At 68.0% G+C, this 12,126-nt stretch carries 17 protein-coding genes; 10 read left to right on the top strand and 7 right to left on the bottom strand.

Translation table 11 applies throughout. The annotated features are described in order from the left end of the window. Window positions 1–463: 463 nt before the first annotated feature. A complete protein-coding gene (locus ACH34S_RS15560) occupies window positions 464–1,570 on the bottom strand; it encodes a hypothetical protein (RefSeq protein ID WP_395953305.1) in 1,107 nt (368 codons plus the stop codon). Window positions 1,571–2,030: 460 nt separating this feature from the next. On the opposite strand from ACH34S_RS15560, the gene ACH34S_RS15555 reads away from it, so the two are divergent. Next, on the top strand, window positions 2,031–2,360 hold the full coding sequence (locus ACH34S_RS15555; protein WP_395953304.1) for a hypothetical protein: 330 nt from the start codon (window positions 2,031–2,033) through the stop codon (window positions 2,358–2,360). Between the two features lie 201 nt (window positions 2,361–2,561). Here the strand turns inward: ACH34S_RS15555 and ACH34S_RS15550 are convergent, their stop codons facing one another. Then, entirely contained in the window at window positions 2,562–2,696 is a 135-nt protein-coding gene (locus tag ACH34S_RS15550) for a hypothetical protein (protein WP_395953303.1), read from the bottom strand. A 702-nt stretch (window positions 2,697–3,398) separates the two neighbouring features. On the opposite strand from ACH34S_RS15550, the gene ACH34S_RS15545 reads away from it, so the two are divergent. The 4 genes from ACH34S_RS15545 (at window position 3,399) to ACH34S_RS15530 (ending at window position 6,129) form a co-directional block, all read left to right on the top strand. Further along, window positions 3,399–4,292 (top strand): helix-turn-helix domain-containing protein, encoded by an 894-nt coding sequence (locus ACH34S_RS15545; RefSeq protein WP_395953302.1) that lies wholly within the window; start codon window positions 3,399–3,401, stop codon window positions 4,290–4,292. Between the two features lie 189 nt (window positions 4,293–4,481). Continuing rightward, window positions 4,482–4,715, top strand: coding sequence for a DUF397 domain-containing protein (locus tag ACH34S_RS15540; RefSeq protein ID WP_395953301.1), 234 nt, complete (start codon window positions 4,482–4,484; stop codon window positions 4,713–4,715). A 1-nt stretch (window position 4,716) separates the two neighbouring features. Continuing rightward, window positions 4,717–5,145 carry a response regulator transcription factor gene (locus tag ACH34S_RS15535; RefSeq protein WP_395953300.1) on the top strand — a complete coding sequence of 143 codons (429 nt, stop codon included), beginning with the start codon at window positions 4,717–4,719 and terminating at the stop codon, window positions 5,143–5,145. A 249-nt stretch (window positions 5,146–5,394) separates the two neighbouring features. After that, window positions 5,395–6,129 carry a dienelactone hydrolase family protein gene (locus ACH34S_RS15530; protein WP_395953299.1) on the top strand — a complete coding sequence of 245 codons (735 nt, stop codon included), beginning with the start codon at window positions 5,395–5,397 and terminating at the stop codon, window positions 6,127–6,129. Between the two features lie 40 nt (window positions 6,130–6,169). Here ACH34S_RS15530 and ACH34S_RS15525 read toward each other — a convergent pair whose 3' ends face one another. The 3 genes from ACH34S_RS15525 to ACH34S_RS15515 form a co-directional block, all read right to left on the bottom strand. Then, window positions 6,170–6,892, bottom strand: coding sequence for a hypothetical protein (locus ACH34S_RS15525; RefSeq protein WP_395953298.1), 723 nt, complete (start codon window positions 6,890–6,892; stop codon window positions 6,170–6,172). A gap of 113 nt (window positions 6,893–7,005) precedes the next feature. Next, a complete protein-coding gene (locus ACH34S_RS15520) occupies window positions 7,006–7,374 on the bottom strand; it encodes a hypothetical protein (protein WP_395953297.1) in 369 nt (122 codons plus the stop codon). After that, window positions 7,356–7,748, bottom strand: coding sequence for an ATP-binding protein (locus tag ACH34S_RS15515; protein WP_395953296.1), 393 nt, complete (start codon window positions 7,746–7,748; stop codon window positions 7,356–7,358). Before ACH34S_RS15515 ends, ACH34S_RS15520 begins: the two co-directional genes overlap by 19 nt. A gap of 158 nt (window positions 7,749–7,906) precedes the next feature. On the opposite strand from ACH34S_RS15515, the gene ACH34S_RS15510 reads away from it, so the two are divergent. From ACH34S_RS15510 to ACH34S_RS15490, 5 genes are all read left to right on the top strand, one after another. Next, entirely contained in the window at window positions 7,907–8,689 is a 783-nt protein-coding gene (locus tag ACH34S_RS15510) for a helix-turn-helix domain-containing protein (protein ID WP_395953295.1), read from the top strand. Further along, a complete protein-coding gene (locus ACH34S_RS15505; RefSeq protein ID WP_395953294.1) occupies window positions 8,680–8,853 on the top strand; it encodes a DUF397 domain-containing protein in 174 nt (57 codons plus the stop codon). Before ACH34S_RS15510 ends, ACH34S_RS15505 begins: the two co-directional genes overlap by 10 nt. Window positions 8,854–8,892: 39 nt before the next feature. Beyond that, window positions 8,893–9,066, top strand: a complete 174-nt coding sequence (locus ACH34S_RS15500; protein ID WP_395953293.1) for a DUF397 domain-containing protein — start codon at window positions 8,893–8,895, stop codon at window positions 9,064–9,066. Between the two features lie 240 nt (window positions 9,067–9,306). After that, a complete protein-coding gene (locus tag ACH34S_RS15495; RefSeq protein ID WP_395953292.1) occupies window positions 9,307–10,101 on the top strand; it encodes a hypothetical protein in 795 nt (264 codons plus the stop codon). 172 nt (window positions 10,102–10,273) lie between these two features. Then, window positions 10,274–11,143 (top strand): BTAD domain-containing putative transcriptional regulator, encoded by an 870-nt coding sequence (locus ACH34S_RS15490; protein WP_395953291.1) that lies wholly within the window; start codon window positions 10,274–10,276, stop codon window positions 11,141–11,143. 57 nt (window positions 11,144–11,200) lie between these two features. Here the strand turns inward: ACH34S_RS15490 and ACH34S_RS15485 are convergent, their stop codons facing one another. Beyond that, window positions 11,201–11,593 (bottom strand): peptidase inhibitor family I36 protein, encoded by a 393-nt coding sequence (locus tag ACH34S_RS15485; protein ID WP_395953290.1) that lies wholly within the window; start codon window positions 11,591–11,593, stop codon window positions 11,201–11,203. A gap of 8 nt (window positions 11,594–11,601) precedes the next feature. Then, a complete protein-coding gene (locus ACH34S_RS15480) occupies window positions 11,602–12,000 on the bottom strand; it encodes a peptidase inhibitor family I36 protein (protein WP_395953289.1) in 399 nt (132 codons plus the stop codon). Window positions 12,001–12,126 lie beyond the last annotated feature (126 nt).

The following is a 12,126-nucleotide window of genomic DNA, read 5'->3' as shown; positions in this document are numbered from 1 at the left end:
GCTGCTTGACGATGGGGGCACGGCTTTGCGGGCTGTGCCGGACCTTGGCGGACGTGTGCGCGCTGGTCGGGTCGGTGCTGACCTGGTGGAATGTGGCTGGGTGTGCTTCGAGTCCAATCGCGGGAGCCGAGGCGGGCGTGGTGTGCTCAGCGAGCTTCGCTCGCTTTCGCTGTGGCCCGCAGTGTCTTCCCGGGGGGCGACCCCCGGACCCCCGATGTGAGGGCTCCGCCCCCACGCCCCCTCCCGGTTGCGGCTCGGGGTTGTATTCAGGTGTTCTCGGGGGAGCTTCTCCAGGATTCCAAAGTCGCAGGTCGGGCCCCGCCCGGTCAGGCCGGAACGGGGCCCTTCCCATCCCTGCTTGGCTGAGACCCGCAAACGCTGAGGTTGAAGCCCCGAGCGGAGTCGCGTTGGCCCCGCGCCATCCAGCTCCCCGCCCTCGACGAAAGCCGAGGCCGGCGGGTCTCTAGTCGGTCTGGAGTTGGTGCTGGGCGTATTGCTGGTTGAGGCGGACGAAGTGACGGTGGGCGTCGGGGTGATGCTTGGCCGCCTCGGCCAAGATGAACAGGGCGGAGGCGGTGTCCCCGCGTGCCTCGTAGATCAGCCCTAGGCGGACGGTGGCACCCGGATGCCCGGCCCAGGCCGCGGCGCGGTAGTAGGTCTCGGCACCGGTCGGGATCTCTGGACGGCCCGGGGAGCGGTCCTGGTGGTAGCCCGGAAGGGTGAGTTCGTAGGCGAGTTCGGCGGCCATCTGCTTGCGTTGGCCGGGCTCGGCGTTGATCAGGACCCTGGCGGCCTCGTCACCGGATCGGGCCGCTGCGGCCAGCCATACGTGGGCTTCGGCAGGCCGGTCCCGGCAGAGCAGCAGGATTCCCACCCGGCACGAGGCGTCGGGGTCACCGCGTTCGGCGGTGTTCAGCAGGTCGACGCCGTGCCGGCCGAACAGCTCGTAGTAGCGGCGGTGCGACAAGGACGGCAGGTCGGGCAGAAAGTGCCCGTCCTCGTCCACGCTCACCTGCGTCCGGGGATCCGGCTCTGCTGCCGGCCCGGTCCACCGGCCGTCGTGGCCGCGTCCCTCCTCGCCGCCCTGGTCCCGGACGGTCCGCACGGCGATCGCGGCCGGCGCGGTGTCCTGGTTCTCACCCGGCCGCGCGAGGGCCGCCGTGCGTGACCCGGTCGGCCCGGCTCGGAGCTCGGCGAGGACGTCAGCCGCCGGGATCCCGGCGGAGTCTGGGACAGGCGCCGGCAGGCAGTCCAGTTGATCGCGCATGGCCTGGTAGCGGGTGTGCCAGGCCTGCAGGTCGGCGGGGCCGGGGAAATCGGGGGTGATCCCTGTCTTCTCGACGTAGTGCAGGCAGGTCAGCACGTAGGTGGCGACCCACCCCCACGGCTGGGGCCCCCGCCGCTGGCGGGTCATGACGTTGCTGATCGCGGTGAGCGACAGCGGCCGCAGCACCGGGATGCGCTTCTTGTGCCGGGCCAGGACCTCGGGCGCGAGCTTCGCCAGCTCCCGGTAGTGAGGAGAACCGCACGCGTGGGTGAATTGGAGGAGGTCACGGATGAACTCATCCAATGCGGCGCTTGTTCGTGAGGGGTTGGTCGGCATTCCGCGAGCCCTAACGTGATGGATCTTCCTCGCTGAGAGATCGTTAACGCGATGGAATGGTCTCATCACTGGGCCCTTTGCGGGTGGATTGGTTGCAAGTCATGCCGTTCCGGACTGTTCCGACCTGTCCCATGCCGTGCCTTGACGTGTGTTTTCAAGCTGGGCAGAGCAATCCGGAACGGCACGGAACGCTCCGGAACGGCATGCGGCGAAGGTTTGTGTCACGCGACACAAACGGCGATCACTCGAATTTCGTTCGCGTTGGAAAGGGGTGAATGGGGACATCTGTCCGGTTATTCCCCGTCGGCGGTGCGGCAGAGCGTTCCGATTGTTTCTGATCCTTGTCTTCGCATGGCCCGTGCGGGCGGTGGGCTGGCCTACTGGTGACCGTCCGTCCCCTGACCCCTTGACAAGGACCGCACCTCTGATGCCTGTACACCGACCGGCCATGTACGGCGCCGCTCGCCGTGCCACCGACCAGCGCCGCTCCCTCCCGGGAGCGCGCACCGTCCCGACCGCGGCCACCCGCTTCAACGATGACGACGTGCTGCTGCTCCTGCTGATCTCCACCTGGGAACTGCACGCCGCCCGCCCGGCTCCCGCCATCGCGCCGGCCGACATGACCGAGCAGGAGCTGATCGAGTACTGGAGCGACTCCACCGAGGACCCGTGCCCCCCGGACTGCCCGGCACCCCACCCGCCCCAGGCCCCCGCGTCGCCTCCGGTGCCGGAGCCGCGCTCGGGGCGGTCGGCGTGAACCAGGACCCGCGGCCGGACCACCACCCTGGCCGGCCACACCGCCCAGCTCAGGCTGCGGCCGGCCGTGCACGCCGGGCAGGTCCGTCGCGACGACCACGGCGCCGCAGGCACGGCCGCCGAGCGGCCGGGATCGTCTCCGACCGGCTCCACGCCGACGTCACCGAGGTCGGCGGCCTCGTCGATTCCGCCGCTACGACCGTCACCGCATCAGCTGCAGGGAGAGCCGCACCGGCGCCGCCACCCGCATGCTGATGATCCGCCCGGCAGCGTGCACGTGAGGAACGGCGTTGACGAGACTTGACGCACGCTCGGGCGTCCGCAGGCGGCCTTCCATCCCGGAGTCTCCAGATCAGGTATGGCCGCTGACACGGTACGCGGGTGCGCCAGAGGGTCGTCTGGCGCACCCCGCGCCTACACCGGCCCCCCTCTTCCCTGCCGCTAACAGGTTCACCTGCGTGTTGGAGGGGGGCTCCCATCTGCGCTGCCCCCGGAACATTCGATCTACCCGGCCGCGGGCCAGGCGGGGACTGGGTGGTTCCCGGCGAGCATGGCCCGGGGACAAAAGGGATCAGATCGTACGTTTGAGGGGACGGCCATTCCATTAAAGCCAACATCCAAGTCCGGTGTCAGCGGCCCTCGCCACACTGAACAAGGCTGTACAAGACTGAACACTAAGGGCGTTATCGCAGGTCGTCGCCGTGTTTACTGACTAAATCAACTTGTAAAGGGACGAGTGGCGCAAAGGACATGGATTCCGTTCGGGATCTGGCATTCTTGGCTCACCGAGCGTCGATGATCCGAGCCGCTAACCCGGGTCGCTGGCTGCGCACCACCCCAGCGCGCAGCGCTCGCGGGACCTCCCATCTCGCTGTTCCCTGATCAAGAAAGAGGAGACCAATGCTGATCTTTGACTATGCGGCGTCCCCGGACGCGGGCGCTCGCGCCGACGGCACCGCCTCCGTTCCCCTTGGAGCGTGCCCCGGAGCTCGGACCGCAGGTGATCTGTAGGGCCCGGTCTCTCCGTCACGCCACCGATATGCAACTGCGAGGACGTGCACGCAAGTCAACCGAAATCGAGATCGCGCGGGTTAGGGAGCACCTCACCGAGCACTTCGGTGCGGACGGCTCGCCGAGCGAGAAACTGCGAGGGCTGATCTACTGCGTTCGGCGCCGTAAGCGTTCGGGCTTCGAGCAGACGGTGATCGCCGAGCGGGCCAAGCTCACCCTGGGCAGGGTGCAGCAGGTTCTTGCCGGCGACTACACCCGCGTTTCCTGGGACGCCGTCGCGGCCGTGCTCCTGGTCCTGGACGCCGACCCGGCGGACCTCAGCGTCGCGGGAGAGCTGTACGAGCAGATCACCTTCCCCGGCTCCGACTGGACCGGGGAACCGCGCAGCCCCGGCGGTCCGGTCCGGCTACCGGCCACTCTGCTGACCCTCGGGGTCTCCAGCCCGGGTGTCACCAGCTTCTGGATCGCTCTGCCGACACCCACCAGCACGGGCGACACCGCCGCCGGCGGCCGGCGGCACACGCCGAGCATCCCCGCCGCCGAACCGCCCATCAGGCAAGACCGCACAGAGGAGGACATCGAAACGATCGACCCGATGGGTGTTCAAACGGTCGCCGAGTTCACCCAGGCTCTGGAGCTCTTCAACCTCACCCACGGAGAGAGATCGCTGCGCGAGATCGTCAAGCACTGCTCGGACGTGAACACCGAGCTCACGGCGGAGACCGGCCTGGAGATCCACCCCTACAGCACGGGGTCCTACTCCAACCTGATCCGCGACGGCAAGAAGGGCAAGTTGTCCAAGAAGGATCTCGTGCTGTCCTACCTGGCCGGCTGCGGCGCCACACGCGCGGAACTGGATGTCTGGGCCAAGGCCTACGTCCGGCTGAGGACCCTCATCACGAGATCCGGTGATCATCAGTAGCGCGGGCCGGTCACCGGCCGGGTTCACCCCGCGATCCCGTAGTCCGCCAGCGGCGGCGGACGGGCCACTTGCGCCCTACCACAGACAGCAAGTGCCCTTCCGCCGCCAAGCGATGCCCCTGCTGGTACAGGGGCGCCGCCTCTCATTCACCAGACACGCCACCCCCTGATCGGAAAGGCGCATGTCCGCATGCCCACCCTAGAGAATCCCCGGAACAACAGCGAGCAGCCTGCCCACGGCCTGCGCTGGCGCAAGAGCCGCGCTTGCGACGGCAACGAAAGCTGCGTCGAGACCGCCCGCCGCCCGGACACGATCGTCGTCCGGGACAACGCGGCTCCCGGCACCGACCCGGTGCTGGACTTCAGCCCCCGCGAGTGGGAGGCCTTCCTGCAGAAGACCAAGCGCGGTGCCTACGACCTGTGACATGAGGGGAGACGAAACAGGCCTCGACCGCTTCGCCGGTCGGGGCCTCTCCCTTCTAGCGCCCGCCGGGCGTGACATATCAGGAATTGAGGTTCATGGCCTGCTCGGCGAACTCGACAAGCGCGGCGATCTGACGGCGGCATTCGGCCGGGTCGCGCTGCCTTCGGGCGACGGCTCGCCGGATACCGGCCCTGGCCCGCGCCTGGCGACGCTCACCGAGCGGGACCAGGAAGTGCTGGAGGCCATCGCGCTGGGGCTGACCAACGGCGAGATCGCCGAGCGCTTCCACCTCGCCGAGTCGACGGTGAAGACGCATGTTGGACGCATTCTGGCGAAGATCGGCGCCCGGGACCGCGTCCAAGCGGTGATCTTCGCCTATGACACCCGCCTGGTCAGCCCCACCCGCCCACGGCCACGCCCGGCGAACTGAGATCCGCCGCTTCCGCGCCAACGGCCGCCACAGTCGGGTGCGCCGGGTTTGTCGGATGGGTTATGTTGTGCGGCGATGACTACCGGGATGGCATTGCGCCGCACACGGATGGGTGACCCGGTGCTCTCCTGAGCGCCGCACGAGCCGGCTCGGGCCCGCTCTGCGACCGGGGATCTCGCGCTGCGGCGCGGGCTCCTCCTCCGTCGTGTTGATCGAAGGTTCGACCTATCAACCACGACAGGAGACTTCATGCCCACCAAGGTTCTGCAGATCGCCACCCCCGACGGCCAGGCCGACGCCTTCGCCGCCTTCCCTGACGGGGGCGGGCGGCACCCCGGGGTGCTGATGTACGCGGACGGCTTCGGCATCCGGCCCGTACTGCGGGAGATGGCCGGCGAACTGGCCGGGCACGGCTACTACGTGCTCGTCCCCAACTATTTCTACCGGCACGGCCCGGCACCGGTCTTCGAGCTTCCCGAGCACATCGGAGAAGAGGTCCGGCCCGCGCTCCTTGCGCAGTTGATGCCTTTGATCGAGGCGCACACCTTGGAACGGACTTTGAGCGACGCCGACGCCTATCTTTGGTTCCTCGACGACCAGCCCGAGGTGAGCGCCGGACCGGTCGCGGTGACCGGCTATTGCATCGGGGGCCTTCTGGCGATGCGTACCGCCGTGGCCAATCCCGGGCGGGTGGCCGCCGTCGCCGGGTTCCACGGACCCGTTGGCATCGACGGGCCCGGCAGCCTCTCGAAGCTCACCGCCCAGGTGTACCTCGGCCACGCCGAGACGGACATGACCCCCGAGGCCCTAGCCCAGCTCAACCAGGTACTGGAGGACGCGGGCGTCGACTACACGTCCGAGATCTATCCCGGCACCGTGCACGGCTTCACCATGTCCGACACCGACGCCTTCGACCCCTCGGCGCTGCAGCGCCACTGGGACTGTCTGATCGATCTCCTCAACCGCAGCCTGGCCAACGGCTGAGGCCATCCGCCTCGGAAACGAATTGGAATCCCCGGTTCGACTAGTGAGGAGTCGGGGGGTTCGCCGGTGCGGCGTGGATGCGGAGGGCTATGTCGTTGCCGATTTCCGGGTCGGTGCGGGCGCTGAGGCCGAGTTGCACGATGCGGCCGTCGAGTGGGTGCCACAGACGATCCGGTGATGTTCTGCCGAGGATCCTGCCTAGGGCGTCGATGGTCGGCTTCCACAGGTTCGGCCATTGCCTGCGAGGGCCGACGACGAATCCGATGTGGAGGCGGACCGGCCCTTCGGGGAGGGGCAGGGCCTCGGTGAGCTGCTGATCGATCTCTTCCTTGAACGCGGTCGTGGTGGCGGACGCGGTGGTGCGGAGGTCGAAGGCGTGGGCCCAGCCGTCGGGCTGCATGGGGATCGCCTCAGCCACGACGAGTTGGTCATCGGTGCCGTGCCGCTTGTTGCCCCATACCGATGCGAACTTCCGGCCGCTGGTCCTGGCCAGCCGGGTGACGAGCGGGAACAGGTAATTGTCGAGGTCATGCTGGTCAAGCAGGGGCGTGGTCTTAGGTAGGCCGACGTCCAAGCGCAAGGCGATCGGATCTGGAAGCAGGTCGAGTTGCGGGCCGCACTTCTGCACGGCCTCATCGAGGAACTGCTCCAGCCGGACCTGGCTGGGATGCCCGGCCGCGTCCCAGCTCGCCAATTGTGCCCGGACGTCAATGTGCTGCAGGCCGGTGTCCGGCATGGCGTACATCGGCATCGACAAATCCATGGCGCGGACAGTAGCGCGGCCAGTGTTCGGTGAGGAGGTGAGCGGCGTGGGTGGGTGGCGGCGGTATGTGAAGGCCCCCGCTTCTCGGAGAGAGGCGGGGGCGCAGGCGGCGGTTACGGGTGGTTGCTCAGGAACTGCCCGATGACCTGGGCGGTCTCCTTGATGTCGCTGCCGCAGTCGGCCAGGTATCCGAGGCGTCCGCGCGACGCCTCGTGGAACGCCCAGCGGTTTCCCGCGACGGCCCTCACGTTGATCGTGATCACGGCGCGGTCGGTGCCGTAGACCCGCAGCAGCGGCATGCGGACGGGGACCACGTCTGGCGAGTACGTCTTCACGCAGCGCCATCCGTTCCGCTCCAGAATGAGTGCGAGCAGGTCGAGGTATTGCGTGACGAGGTGGTGGTTTCGGGCGGTGCGCCAGTCCAGGTACCGGTGGTGGATCGTCCGGCGGAGGTGGTAGGCCGTCAGCGAAGTTTGGCCCACGTGACCTTTCCTCCCTTGTTGAGCGGGCGGACGCCCCAGGCGCGCACGAGCTGCGCCATGAGCAGGAGCCCCCGGCCGGACGTGGTGGCGTCGTCCTCGGGCTGGATCGCCGGGCGTCCGTCGCCCTTGTCCTCGACCTCGACCACCGGACGGCCGTCGTGCTCGCGGAGCAACCGCAGGACGATCGGCCCCGCCCCGTGGACGAAGCTGTTCGTGACCAGCTCGCACACCACGAGCCGGGCGTCGTAGTCGTCGGCGATCCCCCACTCGGCGAACTGCTCGGTGACGAACCTTCGCGCGAGCCGAGGCGCCTGGTCATTGGATTCGAGGACGAGCGTGGGCGGAGGCTCTGGCGCGAGCGCTGTTGCTGGCATCGGTACGACCTTCGGGAATGTGTCTGAATTTTCGTAACTCGCTGCACAGCCTTGACTTCGCGGCGTAGCGTGACCACCGAAGCGCCGGAACACATGCGTACCGCTAACGGCCGTTGGCGGAGCGAGTCCCTCCCACTCACGGCACCGGAGGCTGAGACATGGCCAGACGCAAGCCGACAGCGAAGCTCCTCGCCTTCGGCGCGGAGGTCAGACGGGTGAGGGAAGAGGTGGGCATCACCCGGACCGAGCTCGGGACTCGAGCGGCGGTCACGCGGAGCTACATCTCGCAGGTCGAACTGGGAAGCACGAAATGCCGCAGGGACTTTGCGGAACGCCTGGACAAGGCATTGGAGACGGACACCACCCTGGCCGATAAGTGGGACGAGCTCGTCCGCTCCAGCGGCTACCCGAAGTACTTCGCGGACTTCCCCCTCGCTGAGGCGTCCGCCGTCATGCTGCGCGCCTTCGAGATCAGGCTCGTCTACGGACTCTTCCAGACGGAGGCGTACGCCAGCGCGATCTTGGAGGACGAGGAAGCCGTGCAGGACCGGATGCGGCGACAGAACGTCCTCACCAAGCCCAATGCTCCCACCGTGTTCGTGGTGCTGGACGAGTCCGTTCTCTACCGCGAGGTTGGGTCCCCAGAGATCATGCGAGAGCAATTGGAGCACCTGATTGCTCTGTCGGAACGTAAGAACATCACGCTCCAGATCGCTCCGATGGCCTACATCCGTGGCGCTCGGGCGCCGTTCGTCATTGCCACGCAGCCAGACCGAAGTGAACTGGTGTACCTCGACAACTGCGTAACGGGCGATACGAGCGGAGTGCCAGAAGATCTGGCGACCGTCACCGAGACCTTCAGTAGGCTGCAAGCCAACGCGCTTTCGCCGAGCGCATCGGTGGAGCTGATCCGAAGGGTAGTGAGTGAGCGATGGACGTGACTTGGCGCAAGTCATCGCGCAGCAGCGAGTACGGAGACAACTGCATCGAGCTGGCTGGACTCCCCGAAGGTGTCGGTGTGCGCGACAGCAAGGATCCAGATGGTCCGAAGTTGCTCCTGGGACGCAATGAGTTCGCGGCGCTGATGGCAGCTCTGAAGCACTGACCTCGAACAGTAGAACTTCCGCAGAATGGCGAGTGAGTGATGGGTGAGACCTGGCGCAAGTCGTCCCGTAGCAGCGAACTCGGAGACAACTGCGTCGAGCTGGCGGGGCTGGTCGAGGGTGTCGGGGTGCGTGACAGTAAGGATCCGGGTGGGCCGAAGCTGGTTGTTCGGCGGGATGTGTTCGCGGTGCTGGTGGCGGAGTTGAAGCGGTAACGCCCCTCCGGCGGCAGCTGGCGTCGAGCCTCGGTCCTTGCGGGCCGGGGCTCGGTGTGTCGTTTGGCCAGGATGTCGGGAATGGGCTGGGTTTTGTGGCAGTCTCTTGGCGGGATCGAGGTGTGCGGACCGTCGAACCCGCACAGTAGTTAGGTCGTCACAATTGGTTGTCGCAGTCTGCGGCATGTGCGGCCGGTTCGATCCCAGGAGTGTGCGTTGCCCGCTGTGTCTCCCTCCCCGATGCCCCCTGCCCCCGAAGAAGCCGGCACGTGGGCGGAGTTCACCGAGAGGCTCCGTGCGCTGTACGAGTGGTGTGGGCGTCCCAAGTACCGGGCGTTGTGCCTTCGCTGCCCTGGCCTCTCGCCCGCCACGGTTTCCACGCTTATCGGCAAGAACCCGCTCACCAGGCCGCCGGATGCGGCGACGGCCCGATTTGTGGAGGCTTGTCTGCGCTATCGCGGCTGGCCGGACTCCGAGATCGAGGCCGAGGTCGCCCGCTGGACTGCTCACCGCATGCTCATGGACAGCGGTGACGGCACCGTTGAGACGGGCGCCGAAGTTGAGGCCGGGACGGTCGTCGACGGCGTGGGCGGTGGTCGGGGACGGCGGTGGCGTTCGTATCTCGCGGTGGGTGTTCTCGTGGTCGCGGCCGCTGGGGTGGTGGCGTTTGTGGTGGGGCGCGGGGACGGGGGCGAAGTGCGGAGCGGGCAGTGCCATTTTCTGCGCGGCACCATTGAGGATCTGCGGGCCAAGCAGACGTGGCCGCACATGTTCCAGTGTGCGAATCGGCCCGGGGTCAGCGTGTATGAGAAGGCGGGGTTCGGGGTCAAGGTCGCCGTATTGGAGACCGACCCGAGCTGGTTCATCTGCTGGACGCGCGGTGAGCCCCATTCCGGCGGCAACGACGTCTGGTACTACACGCAGGGTGATCGGGTGACGGCTCTGCCGAAGCTGTACGGCTGGGGTTACGTGCCCGCGTCCGATGTCCGGGCCGACCGTGTGCCCGATCCGGCGATCACCAGACGGTGTCGCTGACCTGGGGTTTCGCTGTTCTAAACGATTCGGAACGGATCTTCGGCCCGTGGAGAACCCCATCGGGCTGTTCGTTGTCTACCCTACGGGGGGTAACCCCGCATGCCGTGCTCACGGCGTATACACACCCCGCGATCGTCCACGCAATGACGCCTTTGGAAGGGTGACGCGACGGGTGAACGACCGCGTTGATTTTCGGATTCTGGGGCCGCTGCGCGCCGGGGTCCGCGGGGGCCAGATCGACCTTGGCGGCGATAGGGCGCGGCTGGTGCTGGCCGCGCTGCTTCTGGAAATAGATCGGCCGGTGCCGGTGGAGCGGCTCGTGGACGGCGTCTGGCCGGACGGCCCGCCGGAATCGGCTCGCACTCAGGTCGCCATTGTTGTTTCGGGGTTACGGCGCGCTTTCTGCCGGGCGGGTACGGAACGGCAGGTCATCGAGACGGTGCGGCCTGGATACCGCATTTCTGGGGAGAGCGTCACCATCGACGCGCTTGCCGCTGAGCGGCTTGTTTCCGCGGGGCGGCGGGACGCGGCGGCGGGGCGGCTGACCTCGGCCGCCGGGCGGTTCCGTGACGCGCTGGCGCTCTGGGACGGGCCCGTCCTCGCCGGGCTCGGTGGTCCGCTCGTCGAGGCGGGCGCGGTCCGGTGGGAGGAGCTGCGGCTGGCCGTGGTCGAGGAGGCCGCGCAGGTGGAGCTGGCGCTCGGCCGCCACCGGGAGCTGGTGGGTGAGCTGCTGGGGCCCGTGGGCGAGCATCCGTACCGGGAACGGCTACGGGCGCTGCTCATGCTGGCGCTGGCGCGGGCCGGACGGCAGAGCGAGGCGCTCGACGTCTACCACGAGGGGCGCCGCAGGCTGGACGAGGAACTGGGGCTGGAACCGGGGCGCGAGCTGCGGGAACTCCATGCCGCCATCCTGCGGGACGATCCGTCCACGCATTCGGGGACGTTCGTCGTTCCGGGTGCGCAGACCTGTGCCGTGCCGCGTGAGCGTGCGCTGCGCTGGCGTCGCACGACGGGACGCGACCGGCCCCTGCGCTGCTGCTGACAAAGGGGAAGGCCGCCGAGGGCGTGGCGCTCGGCGGCCTTCCGGGGAGGGGGAGTGTCAGTTCACCCAGCGGTGGGAGCGCATGAGCTGGCCCTCCCAGAAATTCGTCCGCGTGCCGGCCGAGACCGTGCCCCAGTGGCTCTCGTAGTTGGCGAACGAGTAGACCTTCACCTTGCTGTACGAGCCGGTGTGGCCGTTGTTCCACATCGAGGCGACGAGGAACCGCGGGCTGCACCGGACGTCGCCGCCCTGCCAGTCATTGTCGTTGCCGTACCAGGAGCACTTGGTGCCCGTGCCGTTCTTGCCGCTCCAGACGCAGAAGTCGCCCTTGGCGCAGGAGCCCTGCCACGCGGCGGCCGCACTGGTCTCGGCCTGCGCGGCGGCGGGCATCAGGACGGTGGCGAGGCCGGCGGCGGCCAGGCCCGTCACGGCGATCCGGATCTTCTTCATGTGCCCTCCTACCTCGCCCACTGGTGGGAGCGGATGGAGACGTTCGCCGCGTTGATCGGCCGGGACGTGACCGGGACGGGATCGGAGATCTGGCTCCCGTAGTTCGCGTACCGGTAGAACTTCACCTTGTTGTAGGGGGTGCTGGTGTAGCCGTTGTTCCAGATGCTGTTGACCTTGAAGCCGTACGGCCGGCAGCGGACGTCGCCGCCCTGCCAGTCGGGGTCGTCGCCGTCCCAGTTGCAGCGGGTGCCGGTGGCGTTCTTGCCGCTCCACACGCACACGTCGCCCTTCGGGCAGCTGGCCGTGGTGGCGGTGGTCGTGGAGGCGAGGGCGGCCGATGGCGCGGCGGCGATGACGGCCCCCGCCGTCAACGCACCGGCCAGCAGCCCGATTCGGATCTTGCTCATGTTCTCCCCGTTTCGTGTCCCCGCCGTCAGGTCCGGCGGGGATTGACGTCGACGACGCTACGGGCGCCCGTTATCGAACGCTTATCGTCCGCGCGCACCGTGTGCACGGCCCTGCGGCGTTCAGTT

This window comes from Actinomadura sp. 3N508 (assembly GCF_044326375.1).
Taxonomy (GTDB): Bacteria; Actinomycetota; Actinomycetes; order Streptosporangiales; family Streptosporangiaceae; genus Spirillospora.
Note: the sequence above shows the minus strand (reverse complement) of the source record. Positions and strands in the feature narration are given on the sequence as shown.